Below are 26,395 nucleotides of genomic sequence, written 5' to 3' on the forward strand. Positions count from 1 at the left end.
CATCAATGGTGCAGCGGCACCACACCCACTTGCGGCATGTCCGCCAAACCGATATCACGGGCGTGCTGTTCAAACGCTTTGTTCTTCCAGAAGAATGCGCCCGGCATTGTGGTAGGCACCACTAACACATAGAACAGGGCGCGCCCTATTAACGCGGTGAGCAGCACCGAGCACAGCAGAGCCGTCCAACTCAGCAGCGACAGCACACCCTCACCGGCAAACAGCGCCAACGACAGCGCGATCAGCGCGTTCACAGCGAGCAAGCCGTTGCGCGCCAGATAAGTTTTGCCAAAGGTGGTGCACTGAATGTAGAACGAAGCGGCACCCTCGTGCTCGGCGGCGTGTAAATCATGGCGATGCAAGTACAGACCCACGCCTTCCACCACCATACCCAGCGCCATTAACACACCCAACAGCGACAGCAGCGGCAGCACACTCGCACCCGTCCATAGCAAATACGGCACAGCGAACACGCCCACCACCGCACTGCCGAGATTCAAAATCGTGCCTACAAAGGTAAAACCCGTGTGCTTGTGGTCCCAAAACGGCCGCGCCTTGATACGGTAGCAGCGGTACATGTAATACAGCGCCACCGCCGAGGCCAGCACACCCAAACCGGCGAACACCTCGCGCGCCAGCGCCAGCGGGGACAACCACGCGGCTGGCAGTGCGCCCGTCAGCATTTGCACCCACGAGTTTGCCGGCAAGGCCGCCAGCCAACTGAAGCCGGCGAATGCCATAAACAACACGATGCCCAAGCCTTCACGCGACACAGGCGAGTGGCGCAAGTTGTTGAATCCGCGATAAAAACGCATCGGTTTGCCGAGGTGGATGGTGGACATCAACAGACCCAGCGCAATCAGACCCAGCGCCACCAGCGTGATGACATCGGCCACCGGCGCTTGTGCCACTTCCAGCAGGCCAGGCACCGCGAACCATTTGCCCAGCGTCAGCATGGCGAATGCACCCGCCGCTGCCTGCGCCGCCAGCGTAAAAATCACCAACGGATTTTCACGCGATGACAACTTGCCGAAGTTCCACGAGCGCTGCATACCCGTCTTGTGGTCCACCATCGGGCGGTAGTGACCCGCCGCGTCATCCTTGCGGTATTTAATCGGCATGGAATCGGTGCGCGTGACTTCGCGCGGCATGGATTTAATTTGCTGAAAACGAATATTCGGCTTGGTGATAGACGGATCAGGAAAACCAGGAATGCGCGTATCAATCTGCTCGCGGTTATCTGGCATGTTTTCCACCACGCCAAAATTGAGTGCATTGCCAACACAAGCAGAAACGCAAGCGGGTTTTAAGCCGACTTCCAAACGGTCGACACACATATTGCATTTTTCAACGCGGCCTTTCACTGGATCCAACTGCGGCGCGTTGTACGGACACACCCAAGTGCAGTAACCGCAACCAAAACAAATTTCCGGATCCTGAATCACCGCGCCGTATTCCGCGTGCTTGGTGTAAGCGCGCGTTGGGCAGCCTTTCAAACACACGGGGTCATCGCAGTGATTGCACGCCATAGAAATATTCATGCGCGTGTAATTTGGGTAGGTGCCACCTTCCACATAACCCACGGAGCGAAAACTCAAATGTGGCGGCATATCATTTTTTTCACTGCAGGCTGCTTCGCAGGCGTGACAGCCGATACAGTTGTCGGCAGTAAAGTGAAACGCGTGTTGTTTGGTGCGATTGGGGTTAGTGCTGATTTCATCCACACCGTTGATATTCAAACTCACACCGCGATCCGATGCGAGAATAATCGGGTTGCCGTAGCGGTTGGTGTCCTGCGTCACTGGATCATTCAGCAGCGCATAAGCTGGCTCGTTATCGCGCACCGGAAACAGCGAGGCCGTCGGTTTTTTGGCGATGAAATCGGCATAACCCACCGTGTTGTCTTTTACGTTCTGGCTTTTGCAGCCGCAACTGCCGCTGCCGCAACCGCCCTGCTTGGCCGCTGGCGCAGCGTTGTTTACAGATCCAGCGGCAGTCGGTACAAATTCATTCACACTCATAGCTCACCTCAAAACTTGCGCATTTGCACATTGAGTCGCGCAGCTTCTTCTTGATCGGTTTTTTCTATCCGCACCGAACACTGTTTGAACGCCGGCTGGCGCGAATGCGGATCCAGCAAACCCAGCGTCAACCGATTGACGCAATCGTGAAAATGGAAGGGGATGAACACCATATTGTGTGGCACACGCTGAGTTAATTGCGCCATTACCACCGCATCGCCACGGCGCGACACCAAGCGGACATACTCCATGTGTTGCACACCCAATTCGTGCGCAGCATCAGGGTTGATCTCCATATACGGCGTTGGGCTAAACTTGTTGCAGTTGCCCACTTTTCCGGTTTTGGTGCGCGTATGAAAATGTTCAACCACGCGACCGGAATTGAGCCATAGCGGAAACTCGCTGCAAGGTTTTTCATTGTTTTCGATATAAGGCATTGCCAGTAAACGCGCTTTGCCGTCGGGAAATTGAAAAATACCATCGGTATACAAACGCGGGCTGCCGCCTTCATCGCCTTCGCGCATCGGCCACTGAATGCCGCGTGATTGTTCGATCAAGTCATAGCTCATGCCAGAAATATCCAGCATGCGTTGATGTCCATTCAAACCTTTACCCAGTTTAGATAGCGCTTTCATTTCTTCAAAAATGCCTTCCGATGTTTCTGGAAATTGCATGCGCTTGCCTTGCTCCCAGCGTTTGGCAAGTTGCGAGAAAATCCACGCATCGGGCTTGCTGTTGGCGAACGGTGGTGCAATCGGGCGTGTGATGTTGACGCGTCTTTCCGTGTTGGTAAAACAACCTTCTTTTTCTGCCCACACCGCGCCGGGTAAATACACATGCGCGTACTGCGTGCATTCCACATCGACATAAGAATCTTGCACCACACACAGCTCTAATTTTTCTAGCGTTTTGCGAATGCGCGGCGAGTTGGGCATAGAGGTCATCGGGTTAGTGGCGACGATCCACAGTGCTTTGATTTGCCCTGCTTCAATCGCGGGAAAAATATCCGTTTCACTCAAGCCGCGTTTAGGCGGGAAAAAACTTTCATCAATTTTCCAAAACTGCGCCATTTCTTCGCGATGCTGTTGCTTTTCCAACATGCGATAACCGGGCAAACCGGAACAGGAAGACCACTCGCGCGTTCCCATCGCATTGCACTGACCAGTAATCGAAAGCGAAGTACCGCCCGGTTTTCCAATATTTCCGGTGATGAGATTGAGATTGTTGATAGCGCTCACGCCATCCGAACCGTGTGTACTTTGATTGATGCCCATGGTCCAGATGCTCATCGCCGCATCGGCTTGTGCATAAGTACGAGCAACTAAACGAATGGTGTCTTCGTCGATGCCGCAAATTTTTGCCGCAGAAGTAGGATCGTAAGCTTGCACCAGTGTTTTTAATTCTTCAAAACCCACGGCGCAGCGATCGATATAGGCTTGGTCGTGCAAACCTTCATTGATGATGACATGCGCCAAACTGTTCAACAGCACCAAGTCCGTGCCGGGCGTAATCGGCAAATGGATGTCGGCAAACTGCGCAAACATCGTCACGCGCGGATCCACCACAATCACGGGAAATTTGCGTTTTTCCAACGCTTCTTTCAAACGCCAATAAATAATCGGATGTTGTTCCGGCAAGTTGGAACCAAAAGCCAGCAAACAGCCGGTGTGTTCAAAATCGCCGTAGCAACCGGGCGGGCCATCCGAACCAAACGAGCGTTTGTAACCCGACACCGCAGAAGCCATGCACAGCGTGGTGTTGCCATCGTAATTATTGGTGCCGATGACACCGCGCGCGAGTTTGCCGAGCGTGTAAAACTCTTCGGTGAGCAACTGTCCGGTAGAAACTATCGCCACCGCATCGCGACCGTATTGCTCTTGTATGCGTTTAAATTCGGCGGCGGTTTTATCGAAGGCTGTATCCCAATCCGTGGTCTGCCACGGTTCAAAAATTTTATTGCGAATTAACGGATCCGTGCCACGACCGCTCGCTTTAAAAATCTGCGCTTCCGTCAAACCCTTGATGCACAACTTGCCACGATTGACATCGGCATCGCCCACGCCGCGCGTGGTAACTGGCACACCGTTTTTATCGACACCCACTTCGATCGAACAACCAACCGAGCAGTAACCGCATGTGGCGTACTTCCACTCTTGCACACCTTTATCGTGCAGGTGAATGGGATTTTTTTTACCGCGACCGAACAACATGGCCTTACTCCCCCAATAAAGATCATTGCACCAACAGCAGGTACAGCAGAAAAAAATTCGCCAGCAGTGACAGCAGCGCCACCGTGCGCCACAGCCCGATAGGATTGCGCGCCAACAGTGGGCTGTGACGACGCACGACCAAGCCATGCGTTTCTCCGCGCTCCACAGCCAGCAGCATTTCTTCCGCTGTTTCAAAACGGTTTTGCACATCGCGCGCGCAGGCTTTCAACAAAATATCGTCCAACCACAGCGGCACATCGTGACGATGGCGCGTCACCGGTGTGGGGTCACCAAATACAGGCTTTTGAAAAGGCTCAATCTCACCGTATGGATATTGCTGCGACAACAATCGATACAAAGTCACGCCAGCGGCATAAATATCAGTGGTCGCGGTGGCACTCTCTCCGCGCAATAATTCCGGCGCCATGTACGAAGGCGTACCGGCGGCAGTCAGTTGGCGCTCATTGCTGTTGGCGTGTAATGCCACACCAAAATCAAGAATGCGCAACACGCCGTCACTGCCCAAATGCAAGTTCTCTGGCTTGATGTCGCGATGCACCACATGCAGACGATGCAAAGCACCTAACGCACGCAACAACTGCTGTGCGAGCTGCACGATTTCATTGACAGAAAATCGTTGCCCGTTCGCCAAACGCCGCGCCAATGTTGCGCCCATGTGAAAGCGCTGCACCAGATACAAGGCACTGCGTTGCTCCTGTGGCAACACGAGTACATCCACAAAATGTTTCGACGGCATGCGCGCCATCAGCCATTCTTCGCTGATCAGTGCGAGGCGATGCAATTCATCATCAGCTACTGTGGGAGCCAATGTTTTCAACACCCAATCGCCATCGTGTTGTGGGTGACGCACGCGATAAACAAACGATTCCCGCGATTCGTGCAGCAACTCTTCAATGGTAAAACCATCCAGCACGCTACCTACTTTTAACTTCGTCGGCGGCGACAACATACGCCCCGCTGCTACGCGTTGCTGCACGCTGTCTGGCGGGGTTTGTAAACAGCGCACCACCACCGCAGAAACATTGTCTTCACTGCCCGCTTCTAATGCTTGCTCACACAATTGGCGCGTGCAGCTTTCTGGATCGTCGTACAGCAGTAAAGTTTTGAGGATCTCCATTTCAGGCAAACTGGCCCATACACCGTCGCAGGCCAGTAGGAAGCTGTCGCCCGCCTGCCAATCGCCTTCGATGTAATCCACAGCGATGGATTGATCCAAACCCAAAGCGCGAGTCAACACATGCGACATCTGCTGGTGATTCCACACATGGTCGTTGGTGAGCAGCTCCAATTGTTTATCGCGCAGGCGGTACACGCGGGTATCGCCCACATGCGCGATGCAGTAGCGCGAACCGTTCAGCACCAGCAAAGACAGCGTGGTCGCCAGTGCTGCGTCATCGCTGTTTCCGCGCTGCGAACGCAGCCAACGGTTTTGTGCCGTAATCACACGATCCAAGGCGATGGGTGGCGCCCAAGTATCTGGCGTGGCGTAGTAATCGTTGATCACACCGCGCACGGCGTACTGCGCGGCGCGATCGCCGTGGTCGCAAGCGCTGATGCCATCGGCTATCGCAAACACCGCCCCGCGCGCGGCAAAGCTCTCTGCAGAGGGTGTAGCAATGCCCACCGCATCTTCGTTGCGCGGTTTTTGTCCGGCGTAGGAATCAGCGCCTGCGCGCAGATACCGATCCATCATCAAATCCGAGCCGTGGATAACGCACCCCAAGTGGTACGCCAGCGTGTTTTCACCGACAACAAGCCCGCCCAAGAGCTCAGCGCCAACACCGCGTACAACCACAGGCCCCACTGATATGAACCCGTCAGCGACTTGCTGTAGCCGAGGCCAGCCGCCAGCAAGAAACCACCGATACCGCCAGCCATGCCGATCAAACCCGTCATCACGCCAATTTCTTTATTGAAACGCTGCGGCACCAACTGAAACACCGAGCCATTGCCCGCGCCCAACACCAACATCGCCAGTACAAATAGCGCCAGTGCGACATAGGCCTGCGACGGTGCTGTGCCCACCAAAATGATCAAGATGCCGACCAAGGTGTACACCAGCGTCAGCGCACGAATGCCGCCAAAGCGATCAGCGAGCAAGCCGCCAATGGGGCGCATCAGGCTGCCGCCAAACACGCAGGCCGCAGTGAAGTAACCCGCCATCATCGGCGAGAGACCGTACTGGTCATAGAAGTAGCCGGGCAGTGCGCCGGCCAAACCGACAAAACCGCCAAAACTCACGCAGTAAAAACCCATGAACAGCCAAGAGTCTTTGTCTTGCAGTACTTTTAGGTATTCCTCAAATTTTTTCTGCGGCGGGCATTCCGGCGCGTCTTTCGCGCACAGCAGATACACGATGAAGGCAACCGATAGCGGCAACAGCGCCCAGCCGAGCACATTGGTCCAACCGAAAGCTGCTGCCAATGCCGGCGCAAATAGCGCAGCGAATACCGTGCCTGAGTTGCCCGCACCGGCGATGCCCAAAGCTTTGCCTTGGTGCTCAGGGGGATACCAGCGCGAAGCCAGCGGCAGCGCCACTGCAAAAGCTGCACCGGCCACACCGAGGAATAAACCGAGTGTCAGCGCCTGCGTATAGCTATGGATACCAGCCAGCCACGCCACCGTGAGCGCTGCCAACATAATGAGCTGGGCAATAATGCCCGCCATGCGCGGCTTTAGGTGATCCACCAACACACCGAACACCATGCGCAGCAGCGCACCGGAAAGAATCGGCGTGGCAACTAACATGCCGCGCTGTGAAGCCGTCAGTGATAGGTCTGCCGCGATCTGCACCGAGAGCGGCCCCAACACATACCAAACCATAAAACTGAGATCGAAATAGAGAAAGGCTGACAACAAAGTCGGCGTATGGCCCGACTGCCAGAACGATTTCTGCATGGCACAACTCCATCAATAAGCAATGACAGCAGTGACAGAGCAAGCGCCGTGCCATGCGCCACAAAACGCTAAATAGATTGCCGATTTCCACGCAAAAACCGCGCTATGCACCATAAAAAGTCAACACACACAGCTCACGCACCACAACGCGCCACATATGCAGCACAGAAATTTCTTCAAACTATTTTTTTTGCACACTTTTGCAGCAGAAAGAAAAAACTCGCACCGCCATAACGCAAAACTCGCTAATTGACGCCAAAAATTAGGGTTTCTCGTCTTAACAACACCGCTGGCACGGTTCTTGATATGCATATCGCGTAAAGCATTTCGGCGCGAGGTAGAAGCCATGCAACAAGAGAAAATCGTGGTAGTGGGCAACGGCATGGTGGGTCACCACTTTGTTGAGCAAATAATGAACGACGGGCGCTACGCGATTACCGTCATCGGTGCTGAACCGCGTCCCGCTTACGACCGCGTTCATTTATCGGCTGTATTTGATGGCAGCACGCCCGCCGATTTAGCACTGGCTACACGCGAAGCGTATGAGGCCGCCGGCATTGAGGGCATTTTTGGCGAAGCGGTTACGGCAATTGATCGCGAAAGCAAAACAGTTATCACCGCATTAGGTAGAAAGTTTTCTTATGACAAATTGGTGCTCGCCACCGGTTCTTATCCCTTTGTGCCACCCGTGCCGGGGCATGACCACAAACACTGCTTCGTCTACCGCACGATAGACGATCTCGGCAATATTCGCGCCGCTGCCAAAAACGCCAAAACAGGCGTTGTGGTCGGTGGTGGTCTACTGGGTTTAGAAGCCGCGAATGCACTGCGCAACCTCGGCCTCGAAACCCATGTTGTGCAATTTTCGGCACAACTGATGGACGCACAAGTTGATGCTGATGGCGGCGCTATTTTGCGCAGCAAGATTGAAGAACTCGGCATCCGTGTACATGTCAACAAAAACACCGTAAAAATTTCCGAGCAGAAAAAAACTGGCATATTGCAAATGCAATTTGCCGATGGCGAAACGCTAGACACTGACCTCATCGTTTTTTCAGCGGGCGTGCGCCCAGACGATGCACTCGCCAAAGCTGCCGATCTAAAAATGGGCGAGCGCGGCGGCATCATGATTGATTACCACTGCAAAACCAGCGACTCCGATATTTTTGCCATTGGTGAATGTGCACTGTGGGGCGGAAAATTATTCGGCTTGGTCGCGCCAGGCTATCAAATGGCCAAAGTTGCCGCTGACGCACTGCAAGGTGGCGAATTGTGTTTCAACGGTGCGGACATGAGCACCAAATTAAAATTGCTTGGAGTGGATGTTGGCTCTATCGGTGATGCACATGCGCGCACACCGGGCAGTAAAAGTTATCGCATTGTGGATGAACACAAAGGCATCTATAAAAAAGTCGTCGTCAACGAAGACGCCACCAAAGTATTGGGCGGCGTGTTAATTGGCGACAACAGCGATTACGACACACTGCTGCAATACATGCTGAATGAAATTGCGATTCCCGGCAGCCCACTCGCCTTGATTGCTCCCGCCGGTGAAAACAAACCGGTACTCGGCGCATCTGCACTGCCAATGACCGCTACGATTTGTTCTTGTCTCAATGTCAGCAAACAAAATATCTGCGACAGCATTGCTGCCGGCTGCTGTTCGCTTGCTGATGTTAAAGCCGAAACCAAAGCCAGCAGCGGTTGCGGCGGCTGCGCGGCACTGCTGAAAAATGTGGTGGAAACTGAACTCGCTGCGCGCGGCGTGGAAGTGAATAAATCCATTTGCGAACACTTCGCGCACACACGCCAAGAACTGTTCCACATTGTTAAAGTAAACGGCTATACCACTTTCGAAGAAGTGGTGCGTTTTCACGGCAAAGGCCACGGCTGCGATATTTGCAAACCAACCATTGGCTCCATACTTGCTTCACTGAACAACGCGTATGTGTTGTCAAATAAATTAGTGCCGCTGCAAGACACCAACGACACTTTTCTCGCCAATATGCAAAAAGACGGCACCTTTTCTGTGGTGCCACGCATGGCCGGAGGCGAAGTCACGCCCGATGGTTTGATCGCTGTCGGTCAAGTCGCAAAAAAATACAATCTCTACACCAAAATCACCGGCGGTCAGCGCGTGGATTTATTCGGCGCGCGCGTGCACGAACTGCCACTGATTTGGAAAGAATTGATTGATGCCGGTTTTGAAACCGGTCATGCCTATGGAAAATCGGTACGCACAGTAAAATCTTGCGTCGGTTCCACATGGTGCCGCTACGGCGTGCAAGATTCTGTCGGCATGGCGATTCAATTGGAAAATCGTTACAAAGGTTTGCGCTCGCCGCATAAATTAAAATTTGCGGTTTCTGGTTGCACGCGCGAATGCGCTGAAGCGCAGAGCAAAGACATCGGCGTCATCGCCACCGAAAAAGGTTGGAATTTGTATGTGTGCGGCAACGGCGGCATGCGCCCGCGTCACGCTGAATTATTTGCCACCGATCTCGATGATGAAACACTGATCCAATACATTGATCGCTTGTTGATGTTCTATGTCGAAACGGCCGACCGCCTGCAACGCACCTCGGTGTGGCGTGAAAATCTCGAAGGCGGCCTCGAATATCTGCAAGCCGTTGTCATCAAAGATTCACTTGGTATTGCCAACCAACTGGAAGCGCGCATGGCGCACATCGCCGCCACTTATCAGTGCGAATGGAAAACCACGGTCGAAGATCCGGAAAAACTGAAACGCTTCCGCTCCTTCATCAACGAGCCAAGCGCGCTGGATGAAAACATTGTGTTTGTCAGCGAACGCGGCCAACCGCGCCCCGCTACTGCCGCTGAAAAATCCGCCAACCGTATCGCTGCCAAGGAGCTAGCCGTATGAGTAATGTCATCGCCATGCAACCCAAAGCCGAATGGCAGGAAATCTGCAGCCTCGACGACCTCGTTGCCTATTCCGGTATCAGCGCCCGCGTCAACGGCGTGCAGATCGCGCTGTTCTATGTGCCGGATGCGGAGCCTAGCGTCTACGCGCTCGACAATTGGTGCCCCGCCGCCAATGCCAATGTGCTGGCGCGCGGTATCGTCGGTGATATCAACGGCGAGCTGGTGGTTGCCTCCCCGCTCTACAAAGAACATTTCTCACTGACTACGGGGCAATGTTTGGAGAAAGCGCTGCAAGTGCGCGTATGGCCGGTGGCGATACACAACGGCACGGTATCTGTCGCGGTGTAAGCGACCAATAAATATTGATCTAAATCATTGACTATCGTGGCTCAATCCATAAGATGTAAATCATATACATGTTATGGAGACAGCCATGCTCAGTGAAAAAACCATCCAGATCGTTAAATCTACCGCCCCCATCCTGCAAGAACACGGCGAAACGCTGACTCGCCATTTCTACAAACGCATGTTCAGCCACAATCCCGAAGTGGCACCGTTCTTTAACCAAGCTCACCAAGGCGCGGGCAACCAACAGCGCGCCTTGGCTGGTGCTATCGCCGCTTATGCTGCCAACATTGATAACTTGGAAGTGCTGGGCGGCGCGGTCGAGCTGATCGCACAAAAACACGCTTCACTCATGATCAAAGCTGAACAATATCCCATTGTCGGCGAAAACCTGTTGGCCTCTATTCGCGAAGTGTTGGGCGCAGGCGCAACCGATGACATCATCAATGCGTGGGCTGAAGCCTACGGCTTTTTGGCTGATATTTTGATCGGTCGCGAAAAGCAAATTTACGCAGAAAATGCACAGAAAACTGGCGGTTGGGAAGGTTTCAAATCGCTGCGTGTGGTTCGCAAAGAAAAAGAAAGCAGCAACATCACTTCCTTCTATTTGGCCAATACCGATGGCGCGCCACTGCCCGCGTTCAAGCCAGGACAGTACGTCACCGTGCGCATGGCCACACCGAACGGCTCCACTACTATGCGCAACTACAGCCTCTCCGACAAACCCGGTCAGGATTACTTCCGCATCAGCGTAAAACGCGAAGTGCCACCAGCGGCCAACACACCGGCTGGCTATGTTTCCAATCAACTGCACGACAACATTGATGTCGGCAGCACGCTAGAAATCGCGCCACCTTGCGGCGAGTTTTTCCTTGATGTCAGCGAAAAACACGCGCGTCCTTTGGTGCTACTGGCTGCGGGTGTTGGCATCACGCCCATCAACAGCATTCTGCTCACTGCGTTGGATGCATTCCCTGAGCGCGAAATTGTGTTGGTACACGCCGTGTTGAATCCTGAAGTGCAAGCATTCCGCGCTTCTTTTGATGCACTGGCGCAAAAACACAAAAATCTGAAAGTTTATTACCGCTACAGCGATGCAGCGCCCGTCAGCGCAGCCAATGCCAGTAACGGTTTTGTGACTGCCGAATATTTGGAATCACTGCTCTCCGGACGCGATGCCGATTACTTTTTCTGCGGCCCGCAGCCCTTCATGGTCGCGCTGTATCACGGCTTGATGCAGTGGGGCATTCCCGCTTCGCAAGTGCATTTCGAGTTCTTCGGCCCGCGACAAGAACTGGAAAAACAACCGGCGTAATCTGCTCTTAAATGTCGACCGTAAAAAAGGCTTGCAGCGATGCAAGCCTTTTTTTGTTTATTAGCTTCCACCCATCCAAGTTTTGCCATGGGCTGCAATCCAAATTGAGGGGATTACCCGTGTGGCCATGTGTTAATATGTACACAAGCAAATACAAACGGTGATTTTATGTCCACTACAATGACCATCCGCTTGGAGCCCGCCGTCAAAGATCGACTAGATCAACTGGCTGCAGCCACCCATCGCAGCAAATCCTACTTGGCGGCAGAAGCGATTGCCGAGTACATCAGCCTCAATGAATGGCAGATCAAGGAAATCCATACAGCTATCAAGGAGGCTGATGCGGGCAATTTTGCGTCACAGGCAGAGGTTGATGCAGTTGCCCAGAAGTGGAGTATGCATGCAAGTTAGGTGGCTCAAGAAAGCGCTGGGCAATCTTGATGGTGAAGCCACCTACATTGCGCAAGACAACCCCGTCGCCGCACAGAAAGTGGCGCAAACAATCATGGACACCGTAGCGTTACTGGCGGACCAACCCGCGATGGGAGCACCCGGTCGAATTACTGGTACGCGAGAGTTGGTTGTTCCCGATACGCGCTATTTAATTCCGTACCGCGTCAAAAACGGGCAGGTTGAAATTCTTCGCGTATTCCACACATCCAGAAAACCACCTGAACAATGGTAGGTGCGTTGGTTAAGAGAAATCCCGCCACTTCAAAGTAATTACTTTTTCTGGCGTGGCCCCCAGCGAGACCCCAAGTAAAACCTCAGACATAAAAAAGGCCTGCATCGCTGCAAGCCTTAGAGAAAATGGTGGGTCGTGATGGATTCGAACCATCGACCAATTGGTTAAAAGCCAACTGCTCTACCACTGAGCTAACGACCCTCAAAAGAGGCGCTCATCTTAATGTCTGACCGCAAAAAAACAAGTATTTTTTACTGCAATTTCTGTCATTGATAGCGCGTGGGATCGGCAACACCCGCCTGCTGAAACCCTTCACGGCGCAAACGACAACTATCACAAGCACCGCACGCTGCGCCTGTACTATCCGCTTGATAACACGACACGGTCTGCGCGTAATTCACATTCAACTGCACGCCTTGCTGAATGATTGCCGCCTTGGTCAGTTGCAGCAGCGGCGCGTGGATGGTGATCGTGCGCCCCTCTACGCCGGCCTTGGTGGCGAGATTCGCCAGCGTCTGAAACGCTTCAATATAGGCAGGGCGGCAATCAGGGTAGCCAGAGTAATCCACCGCATTCACACCGATAAAAATATCGCGCGCATCCAGCACTTCTGCCCAACCGAGAGCAATCGACAAAAACACTGTGTTGCGCGCCGGCACATAGGTCACCGGTATGCCTTCGCTGACATCGGTGGGTACCGCAATACTGCTATCGGTTAGCGCCGAGCCGCCGATGGTGGAGAGATCCAGCGTTACAACTTTGTGCGCCACCGCACTGCCAACCATTGATACTTTTTCTGCTGCAGCCAGCTCAGAACGGTGTCGCTGCCCGTAATCAAACGCCAGCGTGTAACAGCTGTAACCCTGCGCTGCCGCCATTGCCAACACGGTGGCTGAATCCAAACCGCCCGACACCAACACCACGGCTTTTTTTTCTGCAGTCGCCTCAGCGCCCACGCTCATCTCCCCAAATAATTTTGTGTAATTGCAATTGCATGCGCACGGGTAAATTATCTGCCACGATCCAATCCGCTAAATCACGATAATTTAACTGATCAAACGATGGCGAGAACAACACCTCGCCCACTTTTTCATGCAACTGGTACTGGTCGATTTGCAGGCGAGCCCATTCATAATCAGCACGATCACACAACACAAATTTAATTTGATCGTGGCGATTTAACTGCGCAATATTTTCGTAGCGATTGCGCGCCAGTTCACCCGATGCGGGCGTTTTCAAATCCACCACGCGCGATACGCGCACATCGACTTCATCAATCGCCATTGCGCCGCCGGTTTCCAACGAGACTTCGTAACCTGCATCACACAATTGTTTTAATAGTGCGTGCACATTGGGCTGCGCAAGTGGCTCGCCGCCCGTTACGGTGACATAGCGCGGCTTGTGCGCCGCCACAGCTTGCACAATGGCATCGACTGTCATCGACTGCCCGCCTTCAAATGCGTAAGCGGTATCGCAATACACACAGCGCAGCGGGCAGCCAGTCAAACGCACAAACACCGTAGGCAAACCCACCGTGCGTGCCTCGCCTTGCAGCGAATAAAAAATCTCGCTGATGCGCAATGTTTTTCAGATGCAATCACAACAACAATCTAAGCAATCACATGGATTCGAGATAGCTTTTTGCCAGCGGCGCAGACTTTGAACTTCCAGCAGCAACCTCTTTTAACAGGCTTCGCGCCTGCTCAGTTTTACCCTGCTGGTTATAAATTTTTCCCAAATTGTATTTCGCATCATCCGCTTTGCTGTGGCTGGGAAACCGCTCAATGAGCGAAGAAAAAGATTTTGCGGAGCTATCCATGTCACCTTTGGTTTGATAAATGAATCCTAACCAAAACAACGAGCTACCCGCGTAATTACTATTGGGATATTGTTGGGTAACACCTTGGAAAGCCGTGCCAGCTTTGTCGTACTCTTTTTCTTTCAACAAGCTGTAGGCCGCTTCGTATTCGATCTGTCCATCGTTATTCACCGCTGGCGAATTGCTGTTTGTTGCTGCTGTATTTGTTGCTGCACTGCCATCACCACTGGCAGAAGCAACAGCGGCACCAGCTGCACTTTGCCCCATAGTCATTTGCTGTTTGCTCAAATTATCAATGGCGTGTTGCTGCTCCTCCAACTGACCGCGCATAGTCGCCACTTCATCGCGCAACTGCTGCACTTGGATAAACAAGCTGCCACTGCCCGCTTCGCCACCAGCACTTGTCGCACTATTATTTGCACCAACACCCGCCGCGCTTTGATCGGTGCCGTAAGTTTGTGCGGCGCTTGTCGCACCACCTTCATAGCCTTGATTCACCTCTGCACGCGGCTGCTTTGTGCTGAGATCAATCACTTGCGCGGGCGCTGCATTTACTGCAGCACCGAAAGACAGCAGACTCACAAAAAATGCTATTTTTTTTGCACTGTTCATCAACATATCTCCAATCGTTTTTAACTCATGTTAAAAAAACATGTTCAAAAATAAAAAAGGCCAGCCTAATGCTGACCCTTTTTTTCACCCAAAGCCGGTGTTTTTATTTAACGATTTCTACACGGCGATTTTTGCTATACGCCGATTCATCGCTGCCTTGCTCCGCAGGGCGCTCTTCACCGAAGCTCACCACTTCCAACTGGCTAGAGCTCACGCCACGCATAGACAGATAATCGGCTACCGATTTACCGCGTCGTTCACCGAGTGCCATGTTGTATTCACGCGTGCCACGCTCGTCGGTATTACCTTGCAGCACGGCGTGTTGACCAGAGCTTTTCAGCAATTCGCTGTACGCGTTCAACATTTCTTCTGAAGCAGGCTGGATGTTGGCGCTGTCGAATTCAAAATACACCACATTGCCGTATTGATCAGAAACAGAACCCCAATCGCCACTGCCAGAACCAATGCCACGCGTGTCTGCGCCATTCAGACCATCTGCGCCACTACCGCCGTTGGCAGAAGCATTTTCATCTTCGCTGCTCTGTTGGCTAGAGCAACCTGCCATCAACACGACAGCGAATGCAACACCGAGAATTTTTTGCATCATGATGGACATAAGTATTCCTTCGTAAACGAGTGAAAGATAAGAAAAATAACAGCGGGCGCGATTATAACACTCTCAATTAGTATCGCACCCCTAAAAATCACTGCGTGCGAAACGGCCCCCATGCGGGTTCACGCACATCGGCGTTTTGCACGGGCACGGTCACTTGCACACCGCCATCCACTGACACCGTAGACAACACCGAACGCCCACCGCGCTTGGTGGCGTACATGATCATGCGACCGTTCGGCGCCATAGCTGGCGATTCGTCGAGACTGGTCTGCGTCAACACGGTTACACGATTGGATTTCATGTCCTGCACGGCTGTATGAAACACCCCATCACGGCGATGGATAAACGAGAGCAACTTGCCGTCCTTGCTCATGCGGCCGTGGGCGTTGTAATCCCCCTCGTAAGTAATACGCTCCGCCTGCCCAGAGCTGACCGAGGCTCTGTAGAGCTGCGGCTTGCCACCACGGCTAGAGGTGAAAATGATGCCACTGCCATCGGCCGTCCAACTTGGCTCGGTATCGATGCCAGGGTGGTTGGTGATTTGGCGCAACTGGCGACTGGCGATATCCAACACATAAACATCAGGGTTGCCGCCTTTCGAGAGGCAGATGGCCAGGCTGCGGCCATCCGGTGAAAACGAAGGCGCGCCGTTCAAGCCGGGGAAACTGGTCAGGCGCTCGCGGCGACCGGTTGCCAGTGTTTGCAAATAGATGCCGGGGCGACCGCCTTCAAACGACACATACACAATCTGCTTGCCATCGGGCGACCAATCGGGTGACAAAACCGGCTCCGTGCTATTCATCAACACTTGCTCACGCGCACCGTCTTGATCCGCCATATACAGCTTCACATTGCCCACACCACCACCGACATACACGATGCGCGTTTGAAACACACCGCGATAACCGGTCAGTGTTTCGTACACTTGATCTGAAATGTAGTGCGCGATATCGCGCAAATTATTCGGCCCACCTTGAATCGTTTTGCTAAACATCAACTTCTGGCCGTTGATGTCGCACAAAATAAAAGTCGCGGCAAAACCGCCGTTACCCAATGGTGACAATTGCCCTGTTACCAGATACTCCGCACCGGACATACGCCAATCGCGGTACACCACTTCCGATTCCGCATGCGGAAAAGACAACATGCTTTGCTTTTCGATAGGCTTGAATTGGCCGCTGCGGTACAAGTCACTGGACACAATTTCAGCGACTTGATCGCCATTAAAACCACCGCCGCTCCAAGCAAAGGGAATCACAGCGATCGGCGTAGGATTGCGACCGCCTTTGTCGATATTGATGGTCAATCTTTGTGCGTAGACCGAAGTACACGCAAAGAAAAACACAAAAGACAGGATGATTTTCTTCATAACAATTTTGCCTCTTACATAAGAAGATCTTGCGGGTCAAACTTGAGATCGAAGTCGCTGAACATTTTAAGTTCTTCCGGCTTCATCTTGTCGGTAATATCTTTAAAAGTTTCCACTTTACGCACAGCCGCTTCAGCCGCCAAGTCAAAAGCGCGGTCACCACTGCTCTGCACCACCTGCACATCCTTCACTTGCCCGTTAGGCAATAACTGAATGCGTAACACCACCACCATGCCCTGCCGTGCATTGGGCGGACGATTCCAGTTATTTTCAATCAGGTCTGCAAACAAACCCGCCCATTTGGCGATCTGCTCATCACTCAGCACCCCTGTACGGGTGATGTCTTCGTCATTCAACATGGCTTGAATGGCCATATCAGCATCTTTACTGACTTTTTCTTTCTGAATCGCAGACTGTGCGGCTTTCTTTTGCGCGGCTTGCTTTGCATCAGGCTTCGGCGGCTCTGTTTTCTTTTCAGGCTGTTTTTTCGGTTCTACTTTGGGTTTTGGTGGTTCTGTTTTTTTTCGGCTCCGTTTTCTTTGGCTCTGGCTTTTTAGGCTCCGGTTTAGGCGGCTCTGGTTTGACAACCACGGGCGAAGGTTTATCTACCGGTTTAATTTCCGGCGGCTTTTCTTTTGGCTTTACCACTTCCGGTTTCGGCGGCTCGGGCTTCGGTGGCTCAGGTTTCGGTTTGGTTTTTTCGGTTTTTTCTGTTTGTGTACGCTGTTGCGGCATGGTGGATTTAGGCGCGTACACCAAGGCCGCTTTCATCATCGCCGGCGGTGCCATCACTTTTTGTTCGGTGTGCCACAACCAACTCACCGTCATTAGAGCCACGATCAACGCGTGCAAACCTACACTTGCCCACAGCGGGCGTATCAGGCTGTCGTCGCGCACCTCAGACACAAACTGCCCTCATTTTTTTGCCGGCGCAGAAGATGGCGGCTCGGTCACCAAGCCCACATTTTCAACACCCACGGCTTGCAAGGCGCCCATCACTTCCACCACGGTGCCGTAATCCACGCGTGCATCGCCCCACACCAACACCGGTGTTTTAGGTTTGTTGACGCGCACTTTTTGCACTTGTTCGGCAATCGCCGTCAAAGGCTGTGCCGCGTTTTGATCCGCACCGAGATTGATATAAAAAGTTTTGTCCTGCTTCACGGACACAATCAGTGGTTCTTCCTGTGTATCCATTAGCTCGGTGCTGGCTTGCGGCAACTGCACTTCTACACCTTGCATCAGCAGCGGCGCTGTCACCATGAATACAATCAACAAAACTAAGCAGACATCAATCCACGGAACGACATTGATCTCGGCTTTTTGTTCGTGCTTTTTGCGCCGTCTCACTCGCCGCCTCCGCGTGTCACGGAATGCGCTTGACGGTGCAAGATGCTAGAAAACTCCTCGGCAAAAGTTTCGTAGCGCGCCAACTGACGATTCAATCTCGCCGTGTAGCGGTTGTAGGCAATCACCGCTGGAATGGCGGCAAACAGCCCGATACCCGTGGCAAACAAAGCTTCCGAGATTCCCGGCGCGACCACGGCCAGCGTCGCCTGCTTCATCGCCGCCAAACCGTGAAACGAATCCATAATGCCCAACACCGTGCCAAACAAACCGATGTACGGGCTGGCCGATGCCACATTCGCTAAAAACGGCAAATGTTTTCTAAATATTCTTCTTCACGCGCCAGTGCCACACGCATAGCACGCTGCGTGCCTTCCATCACCGCATCAGCCTCAATGCCGTGTTGTTTGCGCAACCGAGTGAACTCTTTAAACCCTGCACGAAAAATACTTTCTAAACCGTTCACTTCGCCGTGCTGTGCGCGATCATTGCCTTCGCGATACAAACGCCCCAAATCAATGCCGGACCAAAACGCCTGCTCAAATTGATGAAAGCTCACTTCGGCATCGCGGTAATCGCGCCAGCGACGAATAATCATCGCCCACGACACCAACGACGCACCGATCAACACCAAGATCACCATTTTGATCGGTAGTGCTGCGTGCAAAAATAATCCAAACAAGGACAGCGATTGATTGGCTGCTTCCACGGTCTTTCCCCCTCAAAACAAACGCACTCAGTTTTACTGATCAAAACCGTGCTTTACTTTTTCGAACATCACATCCGGCATCGCGCACGGTTTTTGCGTTGCGCGATCCACACAGGCGATACGAACTTCTCCGCGACACAGCAGTTCTCCCCCACGGAAAACTGACTGCTCAAAAATAATATTGCTGCGCGCCACTTTCAGCGGCACCGCCGTTACGCTCAATTCATCATCCAGCCGCGCCGCGCCAAGATACTGCACATTGGCGGAATGCACCACAAACATTTTATCGTCGGAAAAAATAGCGGTTTTGCCATAGCCGAGCGAGCGCATGAACTCGGTGCGCGCACGCTCCATAAATTTCAAATAATTGACATAGTAGACAATGCCGCCGGCATCGGTGTCTTCGATGTAGACACGCACGGTCACCGCAAAGTTCACGGCTCACCCCGCTGCGGTGGTGCAATCCCCAAATGCGTGTACGCCAGCTTGGTCGCCAAGCGTCCACGCGGCGTGCGATGCAAATAGCCCTGCTGGATTAAATACGGTTCCAACACTTCTTCAATCGTGTCGCGCTCCTCGCCAATTGCGGAAGCCAAGCTCTCTACGCCCACAGGGCCGCCATCAAATTTTTCGATAATAGCCAACAGCAAGCGGCGATCCATGGCATCACAACCGAGGTGATCCACACCCAACATTTTCAACGCGATATCAGCAATGTCCGCGCTGACATTGCCGTTGTTTTTTACATCCGCCACATCGCGCACACGACGCAACAAACGGTTGGCGATACGCGGCGTACCGCGCGCACGACGAGCGATTTCTGCTGCGCCACCGGCTTCCATTTGCATACTGAGCAAGTGGGCTGAACGCGCGACAATGGAAGTCAAATCATCGGTGTTGTAAAACTCCAAGCGCTGCACAATGCCAAAGCGGTCGCGCAGCGGCGAAGTCAGCAAACCCGCGCGCGTAGTGGCGCCCACGAGGGTAAACGGCGGCAAATCCAGCTTGATGGAGCGCGCGGCGGGGCCTTCACCGATCATGATGTCGAGTTGGTAGTCTTCCATGGCGGGATACAGAATTTCTTCCACCACAGGGCTCAAGCGATGAATTTCGTCGATGAACAGCACATCGCCCGGCTCCAAGCTGGTCATCAAAGCGGCTAAATCGCCCGCTTTTTCCAACACGGGCCCTGAAGTCGTTTTCAGCGCCACGCCCATTTCAGCGGCGATGATGTTGGCCAGCGTGGTTTTGCCCAGCCCCGGAGGGCCAAAAATCAGTGTGTGATCCAAAGGCGCACTGCGCTGGCGGGCGGCCTGAATAAAAATTTCCATCTGCTCGCGCACTTGCGGCTGGCCGACATAATCCGCCAAACGGCGCGGACGGATGGCGCGATCCTGATGATCCTCGCGCTCCTGCTCGACGGGCGACACCAGTTGGCGCGCCTCGGGAAACTGGTCTATTTCGATCATCTAACGCAGGGCTCCACACACAGAAAAACAGCACGAAAAATACGGCTGACAAACACCAGTCATGCTATCACAAGCCCTTTGAAAACCAGCCCAATTCCTTGACACTCCCCATAGCCGCGCCTAGCATGCGCCTGCTTTTCCACCCTACCTCAGCAGGCTTTTCGTGCTCTCCTTTCATCAAGCCGTCGCAGAAGATTTTGCCGCCGTAAATGCGCTGATTATTGAACAGCTGCATTCGCGTGTTGCCTTGGTGGAAAACATCGGCCACTACATTGTGGATGCAGGCGGCAAACGCTTGCGACCGCTGCTCGTTCTCCTTGCTGCGCGCAGCCTCGGCTACAACGGCAAACAGCATGTGGATATGGCGGCTGTTATCGAATTTATTCACACCGCCACGCTATTGCATGACGATGTGGTGGATGTCTCTGCGCTGCGCCGCGGACGCGCCACCGCCAATGCAGAATGGGGCAACGCACCCAGCGTGCTGGTGGGCGATTTTCTCTACTCGCGCGCGTTTCAAATGCTGGTGGCGCTCGGCGATATGCAGATCATGCAAATCATGGCCGACACCACCAACACCATCGCCGAAGGCGAAGTATTGCAACTGGTCAACGCCGGCGACATCACCACCAATGAAGAACGCTATCGCCGTGTCATTGCCTGCAAAACCGCGCAATTATTTGAAGCGGCGGCGCAATGTGGCGCGATCATTGCTGGCGCCGACACCGACACACAAAAAGAATTTGCGCAGTACGGTCATCACCTAGGCATGGCTTTTCAACTCATTGACGATGTGCTGGATTACACCGGCGACAGCGCAGAAATGGGCAAAAATATTGGCGATGATTTGTCGGAAGGCAAACTCACCCTACCACTCATTTACACGCTGCAATTTGGCGAAACCGCTGATGCACAATGTATCCGCGATGCCATCACGCACAAAAACACGGAACAGCTGCCGCGCATTATTCAAATCGTGCAAAACAACGGCGCGCTACAGTACGCCGAACAAGCCGCGCTGCGCGAAGTGGAATCCGCACTCGGCTGTTTGAACACGCTGCCAGCATCTCGCTACCGCGACGAACTGACCGCACTGGCACATTTCGCCATCAAGCGCCGCACATGATTTAACATACGCGGTGTAAACGAGGCATCAAGGAGCCTTCTGTGACCGCACCAACTTTTGCACAACGCTTTGCCTGCTGGCCCGACTTGCAAGCACACCAGCAGCGCTTGCAATCACAAACATTACTGCAATTGTTTGATAACAATCCCGATCGCGTCACGCAACACACTATCGAAGCCGCTGGCTTGCGCTTGGATTACTCCAAAAACTTTATCGACGGCGCACTCATTCACTCATTGATGCAATTGGCGCGACAAGCCAATTTGCCCAATGCCATCACGCAATTACTCACTGGTGGTGCAGTTAATAACACCGAACAGCGCCCCGCCATGCACACGGCGCTGCGCTCGCCCACACCTGCCATTGAAGCAAAGGCTATTCAACAGGCTTTCGCACAAATGGAAACGCTGGTGAGCGATATTCACAGCGGTAAGTGGCGTGGCTACAGCGATGAAACCATCACCGACATCGTCAACATCGGCATCGGCGGCTCCGACCTCGGCCCGCAAATGGCTACCCATGCACTAAAGCCGTTTCACACTGGGCATGTGCGTGTGCATTTCGTTTCCAATGTTGATCCGTCTTGCCTGCAAGATTTACTGCAACATTTGGCGCCGGCGCGCACGCTGTTTATCGTCGCGTCAAAATCTTTCACTACTTTAGAAACGCTGCAAAATGCGGAAGCCGCACGCCGCTGGTTGCTCGCCACAGCATCCAATAATCAAGCAACCGCACGCCATTTTGTTGCAGTTTCCAGCGCAGTAAAAAAAGCAGCGGATTTTGGTATTGATGCCAACAATATTCTGCCAATGTGGGACTGGGTGGGCGGTCGCTACTCACTGTGGTCTGCCATCGGCTTGCCAATTGCACTCGCTGTCGGCATGCCACACTTTCGTGCGCTGCTCAGCGGCGCGCACGCCATGGATGAACATTTTCAACAGGCACATCTCGCACACAATATGCCGGTGATGCTGGGTTTGCTCGGTTTTTGGTATCGACATTTTTGGCAAGCCAGCACGCATGTGGTATTGCCTTACGATCACTATTTGCGTTTCTTTCCTGACTATCTACAGCAGCTTGACATGGAAAGTAACGGCAAACATGTCAATCACGCGGGCGCTGATGTGCCTTACGAAACAGGCCCAGTAATTTGGGGATCGGTTGGCACCAACGGGCAACATTCGTTCCATCAGTTATTGCATCAAGGCACGCACTGCATTCCTGCCGATTTTATTTTGTCGCTGCAACCGCATCATCCAGAATGCAGTGAACAACATCGCCACTTACTCGCTAACGGTTTGGCGCAGAGCCAAGCGCTCATGTGTGGAAAATCATTGGCGGCTGTTGAAGCAGAACTGCAACAACAAGGATTCAACGCTGATGTCATTGCACAATTAGCACCGCACAAAGTGATTACTGGCAATCGCCCCAGCAATATCATCAGCATTGAACAACTCACGCCGGCAACACTGGGTGCATTGATCGCGCTGTACGAACACAAGGTGTATGTGCAAGGCGTGTTGTGGGATATCAATTCGTTTGATCAATGGGGTGTGGAGCTGGGCAAGCAGTTGTCTGGGCCAATTTTTACTGCGCTATCTGGTGGCGAGAGCGGCAGCTTGGATGCCTCTACCCAAGCCAGCATCGCGCGCTATCGCCGACAATAATTGCGCAAAACAGGCACTTTTTGCGCGTTTGGTGACAAGGCTCACACTTCAAACACTAACCATCACACTGAAATTACTGCACCAAAGACATAATTTATGACTACAGAAACCACGCCGGAGCATGCTGTTATGAAAGATAAATTCATCGCCAAGGTGCCTGACTCCTATATCCCTCATCCACAGCTGTCTGCGCGCACGCAGTGGGAGTGCAGCTTCAATGCCGCTTGCTGGGTGCGACTCCTGCAAGGGCGCCACAGCAAAATCAGCCTGACTATCAAATTTATTGATCAAGACAACATCACTAAAGAAGTAAAAGTGGACAGTGGCTCTGGCGAGTTTGGTGGGAGCATCCTGCTATCTGGCCTAGTAACTATCCATGCTGTAGGCAGAATTGCGGACATGAGTGTGCACCTAGAAGTGCCGGATCACTGTCCACCGTATGTGGTCGATGAATTGTTTGTGCAAAGTACCGACAAAGCCGCCGCAAAAGTTCCCAAACTCGTTACAGTCGCCTCACTCTAAGCGCGACTGCTCGCTTCTTGCGGCATATCTTCTTTCCAGAGGCTGAGTGCATTGCCGAGCAGCGACTCGGCTAAGCCGTTGTTTTCATCTTGTTGACTCAACAATGACACGGGAACGGTGTCGAACTTCAAACCTGTCAGGCGATTGATGCGCTCTAATTCTTCTTGTTCGTATTTCGCACGAAGACGCGATACTCTGCTGCTCTCGTTCATGACCACTACTCCTCACTTGCCTTGTTTATCAACAAGCGAGATTCGTGCCAACCTCAATATCCGATTGAAATCAGCACGATAGAGGTGCAACAGCCATGAAAAGTAGGAAAAACAGCCTTCACTGACAAAAATTGTCCACCAAATGTGTCAGCCGTCTAGCAGCGCCACCAGTTCGTCGCGGCGCTGTTCCATCAAAGCCTGATTGCCGCGCGTCTCCACATTCAAACGCACCACCGGCTCGGTGTTAGACATACGCAAATTGAAGCGCCAATCGGCAAACTCCAAGCTCAGGCCATCGGTATTGTCTTCGTGCAGAGCTTCCGCAAGGTAGCGATCGCGCGCGCGCGCAATGGCCGCTTTGGGATCCGCAATTTCACGGTTGATTTCGCCGCTGACGGGATAGGCGCGCATGCGCTCCTCCACCAATTGCGACAGCGATTTACCGCTACTGCACACCAAACCGGCGACCAACAGCCAAGGGATCATGCCGGAATCGCAGTAGGCAAAATCGCGGAAATAATGGTGGGCACTCATTTCGCCGCCGTATACCGCGTCTTCTTTGCGCATGCGTTCTTTGATGAAGGCATGACCAGTTTTGCTCTGCACCGCGCGGCCGCCAAACTGCTCGCAAATTGCCAGCGTATTCCAAGTCAAACGCGGGTCGTGCACGATTGCCGCGCCTTTGTCGCGCGACACAACCGCTTCTGCCAACAAACCAACTACATAGTAACCTTCGATGAAGTTGCCTTTTTCATCGAAGCAAAAGCAGCGATCGAAATCGCCATCCCAATCAACCCCCACATCCGCGCCCGATGCTTTTACGGCATCAATGGTGGAGCCGCGATTTTCTTCCAGCAGTGGATTCGGCACACCATTGGGAAATGTGCCATCCGGCTGGTGATGCACTTTGACGAATTGAAACGGCAAATGTTTTTCCAGCGCATCCATCACTAAACCTGCGCCACCGTTGCCGGCATTGATAACAAATTTCAGTGGCTTTAATTGGGCACGATCTACATAACCCAACAAATGCTGCACATAGGCGTCGCGCGTGGATTGCGCTTGATAATTGCCCGCACCCAGCGGCGGCGCAAAATTGCCGCTTTCAGCCAAGGCTTGAATGTCTTTCAAACCGGTGTCACCACTGATGGGACGCGAACCTTCGCGCACAAACTTCATGCCGTTGTAATCCATCGGGTTGTGGCTGGCCGTTACTGCGATGCCACCATCCACTCCCAAATGAAAAGTAGCGAAATACACTTCTTCTGTGCCGCACAAACCAATATCAATGACATCCGCACCCTGCTCACACAAACCGCGCACCAAGGCATCAGATAAGGCCTGGCTAGAAAGACGAATATCATGTCCAACTACAACGCTTTTCGCGCCGAGAAACTGCACAAACGCGCGTCCGATACGGTAGGCCACATCTTCGTTGATTTGATCCGGCACGCGACCGCGCACATCGTAGGCTTTGAAACAACTGATTTGAATAGCGCTCATCGAAACTTCTCAATACTTATTTAGATTGACGATAAATATTTTCGTAAACATAGTTTGTAGCTTCAATAAAGCCTTCCACGCTACCGCAATCGTAGCGCGTGCCTTTGAATCGATACGCCAACACGGCGCCTTCTTGCGCCTGCTGCATCAGGGCATCCGTCAACTGAATTTCGCCACCTTTGCCCGGCGGCGTTTTTTCCAAAATATCAAAAATATCTGGCGTGAGAATGTAACGACCAATAACAGCTAAATTGCTTGGTGCATCAGCCAGCTTAGGTTTTTCTACCATGTTGGAAACACGGAAAATACCTTCTTTTAATTTCTCACCTTCTACTACACCAAATTTTTCAATGTCCGCGCCATCCACTTCTTGAATAGCCACAATGCTGCAACGAAATTGTTTGTAGAGCTTGACCATTTGCGCCATCACGCCCACACCGGCTTCTGGCGGCATGCACAAATCGTCGGACAAAATTACACCAAAGGCTTGATCGCCCACCAAACGGCGACCCGTGAGAATCGCGTGACCCAAACCTTTCATTTCGCGCTGACGCGTGAAAGAAAATGAAGCGCTGTCCATCACGCGCTGAATACTTTCCAAATACTTTTCTTTGCCGGTTCCGGCAATTTGATGCTCGAGTTCATAGTTGAGATCGAAATGATCTTCGATGGAGCGCTTGCCACGACCCGTGACAAAACAAATCTCATCCAAGCCTGCTTCCAAAGCCTCTTCAACACCGTATTGCACCAAGGGCTTATTCACCACCGGCAACATTTCTTTTGGCATGGATTTGGTGGCGGGTAAAAAGCGCGTGCCGTAACCGGCAACAGGGAACAAACATTTGTTGATCATGGAAGGTCCTGTGGATAGAAATGTAGATGGTTATCAAATAAAACAACATTTTTTAAAAACGGTTTTGAACCGGCAACACCGCCGCAATCTGTCGCTGCGCGGTGCGTTAGCATACAGGATTCTAGCCGCCCGACAATCGACGCAAATCAATGCATTTCAGCGGCTTTTCTCTGGACAACCACACGCCACT

At 52.8% G+C, this 26,395-nt stretch carries 25 protein-coding genes, 1 tRNA gene and 1 pseudogene; 8 read left to right on the plus strand and 19 right to left on the minus strand.

Features of this window, described 5'->3' with window-relative positions:
* Positions 1-2: 2 nt before the first annotated feature.
* The 4 genes from IPK30_01000 to IPK30_01015 are packed head-to-tail and all read right to left on the minus strand — an operon-like array spanning position 3 to position 7,150.
* Positions 3-2,021 (minus strand): dimethyl sulfoxide reductase anchor subunit, encoded by a 2,019-nt coding sequence (locus IPK30_01000; GenBank protein ID MBK8101912.1) that lies wholly within the window; start codon positions 2,019-2,021, stop codon positions 3-5.
* A gap of 8 nt (positions 2,022-2,029) precedes the next feature.
* Entirely contained in the window at positions 2,030-4,231 is a 2,202-nt protein-coding gene (locus IPK30_01005; protein ID MBK8101913.1) for a nitrate reductase, read from the minus strand.
* 22 nt (positions 4,232-4,253) lie between these two features.
* Positions 4,254-5,942 carry a bifunctional protein-serine/threonine kinase/phosphatase gene (locus IPK30_01010; GenBank protein ID MBK8101914.1) on the minus strand — a complete coding sequence of 563 codons (1,689 nt, stop codon included), beginning with the start codon at positions 5,940-5,942 and terminating at the stop codon, positions 4,254-4,256.
* Positions 5,943-5,944: 2 nt separating this feature from the next.
* Positions 5,945-7,150 (minus strand): NarK/NasA family nitrate transporter, encoded by a 1,206-nt coding sequence (locus tag IPK30_01015; protein MBK8101915.1) that lies wholly within the window; start codon positions 7,148-7,150, stop codon positions 5,945-5,947.
* Positions 7,151-7,496: 346 nt separating this feature from the next.
* Here IPK30_01015 and nirB point away from each other — a divergent pair, with 346 nt between their 5' ends.
* The 5 genes from nirB (at position 7,497) to IPK30_01040 (ending at position 12,381) form a co-directional block, all read left to right on the plus strand.
* Positions 7,497-10,034 carry a nitrite reductase large subunit gene (nirB, locus tag IPK30_01020; protein MBK8101916.1) on the plus strand — a complete coding sequence of 846 codons (2,538 nt, stop codon included), beginning with the start codon at positions 7,497-7,499 and terminating at the stop codon, positions 10,032-10,034.
* Positions 10,031-10,384: a nitrite reductase small subunit NirD gene (gene nirD, locus IPK30_01025; protein ID MBK8101917.1), complete on the plus strand. Its 354-nt coding sequence runs from the start codon at positions 10,031-10,033 to the stop codon at positions 10,382-10,384. Before nirB ends, nirD begins: the two co-directional genes overlap by 4 nt.
* An 85-nt stretch (positions 10,385-10,469) precedes the next feature.
* Complete coding sequence (hmpA, locus tag IPK30_01030) at positions 10,470-11,696, plus strand: NO-inducible flavohemoprotein (protein MBK8101918.1); 1,227 nt, start codon at positions 10,470-10,472, stop codon at positions 11,694-11,696.
* Positions 11,697-11,864: 168 nt separating this feature from the next.
* Positions 11,865-12,107: a CopG family ribbon-helix-helix protein gene (locus IPK30_01035; protein MBK8101919.1), complete on the plus strand. Its 243-nt coding sequence runs from the start codon at positions 11,865-11,867 to the stop codon at positions 12,105-12,107.
* Positions 12,097-12,381 carry a type II toxin-antitoxin system RelE/ParE family toxin gene (locus IPK30_01040; GenBank protein MBK8101920.1) on the plus strand — a complete coding sequence of 95 codons (285 nt, stop codon included), beginning with the start codon at positions 12,097-12,099 and terminating at the stop codon, positions 12,379-12,381. Before IPK30_01035 ends, IPK30_01040 begins: the two co-directional genes overlap by 11 nt.
* Positions 12,382-12,507: 126 nt before the next feature.
* Here the strand turns inward: IPK30_01040 and IPK30_01045 are convergent.
* From IPK30_01045 to ruvB, 12 genes and pseudogenes are all read right to left on the minus strand, one after another.
* Positions 12,508-12,582, minus strand: a tRNA-Lys gene (locus IPK30_01045).
* Positions 12,583-12,647: 65 nt separating this feature from the next.
* On the minus strand, positions 12,648-13,343 hold the full coding sequence (queC, locus tag IPK30_01050; GenBank protein ID MBK8101921.1) for a 7-cyano-7-deazaguanine synthase QueC: 696 nt from the start codon (positions 13,341-13,343) through the stop codon (positions 12,648-12,650).
* Positions 13,327-13,962 (minus strand): 7-carboxy-7-deazaguanine synthase QueE, encoded by a 636-nt coding sequence (gene queE, locus IPK30_01055; protein MBK8101922.1) that lies wholly within the window; start codon positions 13,960-13,962, stop codon positions 13,327-13,329. Before queE ends, queC begins: the two co-directional genes overlap by 17 nt.
* Before the next feature lie 37 nt (positions 13,963-13,999).
* Positions 14,000-14,812 carry a tetratricopeptide repeat protein gene (locus IPK30_01060; GenBank protein ID MBK8101923.1) on the minus strand — a complete coding sequence of 271 codons (813 nt, stop codon included), beginning with the start codon at positions 14,810-14,812 and terminating at the stop codon, positions 14,000-14,002.
* Positions 14,813-14,915: 103 nt separating this feature from the next.
* Positions 14,916-15,419: a peptidoglycan-associated lipoprotein Pal gene (pal, locus tag IPK30_01065; protein MBK8101924.1), complete on the minus strand. Its 504-nt coding sequence runs from the start codon at positions 15,417-15,419 to the stop codon at positions 14,916-14,918.
* 97 nt (positions 15,420-15,516) lie between these two features.
* Positions 15,517-16,797 carry a Tol-Pal system beta propeller repeat protein TolB gene (tolB, locus tag IPK30_01070; GenBank protein MBK8101925.1) on the minus strand — a complete coding sequence of 427 codons (1,281 nt, stop codon included), beginning with the start codon at positions 16,795-16,797 and terminating at the stop codon, positions 15,517-15,519.
* A 14-nt stretch (positions 16,798-16,811) separates the two neighbouring features.
* Entirely contained in the window at positions 16,812-17,384 is a 573-nt protein-coding gene (gene tolA / locus IPK30_01075; GenBank protein MBK8101926.1) for a cell envelope integrity protein TolA, read from the minus strand.
* Positions 17,272-17,703 carry a cell envelope integrity protein TolA gene (locus IPK30_01080; protein ID MBK8101927.1) on the minus strand — a complete coding sequence of 144 codons (432 nt, stop codon included), beginning with the start codon at positions 17,701-17,703 and terminating at the stop codon, positions 17,272-17,274. The genes tolA and IPK30_01080 overlap by 113 nt, the downstream gene beginning before the upstream one ends.
* Before the next feature lie 9 nt (positions 17,704-17,712).
* Entirely contained in the window at positions 17,713-18,147 is a 435-nt protein-coding gene (gene tolR / locus IPK30_01085) for a protein TolR (protein MBK8101928.1), read from the minus strand.
* Positions 18,144-18,787, minus strand: a pseudogene (gene tolQ, locus IPK30_01090) (protein TolQ). The gene tolR and the pseudogene tolQ overlap by 4 nt, the downstream one beginning before the upstream one ends.
* A gap of 99 nt (positions 18,788-18,886) precedes the next feature.
* Positions 18,887-19,291, minus strand: a complete 405-nt coding sequence (ybgC, locus tag IPK30_01095) for a tol-pal system-associated acyl-CoA thioesterase (GenBank protein ID MBK8101929.1) — start codon at positions 19,289-19,291, stop codon at positions 18,887-18,889.
* Complete coding sequence (ruvB, locus tag IPK30_01100) at positions 19,288-20,322, minus strand: Holliday junction branch migration DNA helicase RuvB (protein ID MBK8101930.1); 1,035 nt, start codon at positions 20,320-20,322, stop codon at positions 19,288-19,290. Before ruvB ends, ybgC begins: the two co-directional genes overlap by 4 nt.
* Before the next feature lie 163 nt (positions 20,323-20,485).
* On the opposite strand from ruvB, the gene IPK30_01105 reads away from it, so the two are divergent.
* The 3 genes from IPK30_01105 to IPK30_01115 all read left to right on the plus strand — a co-directional run bounded on the left by IPK30_01105 (position 20,486) and on the right by IPK30_01115 (position 23,637).
* Positions 20,486-21,448, plus strand: a complete 963-nt coding sequence (locus tag IPK30_01105; GenBank protein ID MBK8101931.1) for a polyprenyl synthetase family protein — start codon at positions 20,486-20,488, stop codon at positions 21,446-21,448.
* A 41-nt stretch (positions 21,449-21,489) separates the two neighbouring features.
* Positions 21,490-23,115, plus strand: a complete 1,626-nt coding sequence (gene pgi / locus IPK30_01110) for a glucose-6-phosphate isomerase (GenBank protein MBK8101932.1) — start codon at positions 21,490-21,492, stop codon at positions 23,113-23,115.
* A gap of 96 nt (positions 23,116-23,211) precedes the next feature.
* Entirely contained in the window at positions 23,212-23,637 is a 426-nt protein-coding gene (locus IPK30_01115) for a hypothetical protein (GenBank protein ID MBK8101933.1), read from the plus strand.
* On the opposite strand, the gene IPK30_01120 is transcribed toward IPK30_01115, so the two are convergent.
* From IPK30_01120 to galU, 3 genes are all read right to left on the minus strand, one after another.
* A complete protein-coding gene (locus tag IPK30_01120) occupies positions 23,634-23,849 on the minus strand; it encodes a hypothetical protein (GenBank protein ID MBK8101934.1) in 216 nt (71 codons plus the stop codon). The two genes, IPK30_01115 and IPK30_01120, sit on opposite strands and share 4 nt — an antisense overlap.
* A 147-nt stretch (positions 23,850-23,996) precedes the next feature.
* Positions 23,997-25,352, minus strand: a complete 1,356-nt coding sequence (locus IPK30_01125; protein MBK8101935.1) for a phosphomannomutase — start codon at positions 25,350-25,352, stop codon at positions 23,997-23,999.
* A gap of 16 nt (positions 25,353-25,368) precedes the next feature.
* On the minus strand, positions 25,369-26,205 hold the full coding sequence (galU, locus tag IPK30_01130; protein ID MBK8101936.1) for a UTP--glucose-1-phosphate uridylyltransferase GalU: 837 nt from the start codon (positions 26,203-26,205) through the stop codon (positions 25,369-25,371).
* Positions 26,206-26,395 lie beyond the last annotated feature (190 nt).

The sequence above is a fragment of the Cellvibrionales bacterium genome (assembly GCA_016713115.1).
GTDB lineage: Bacteria > Pseudomonadota > Gammaproteobacteria > Pseudomonadales > UBA7239 > UBA7239.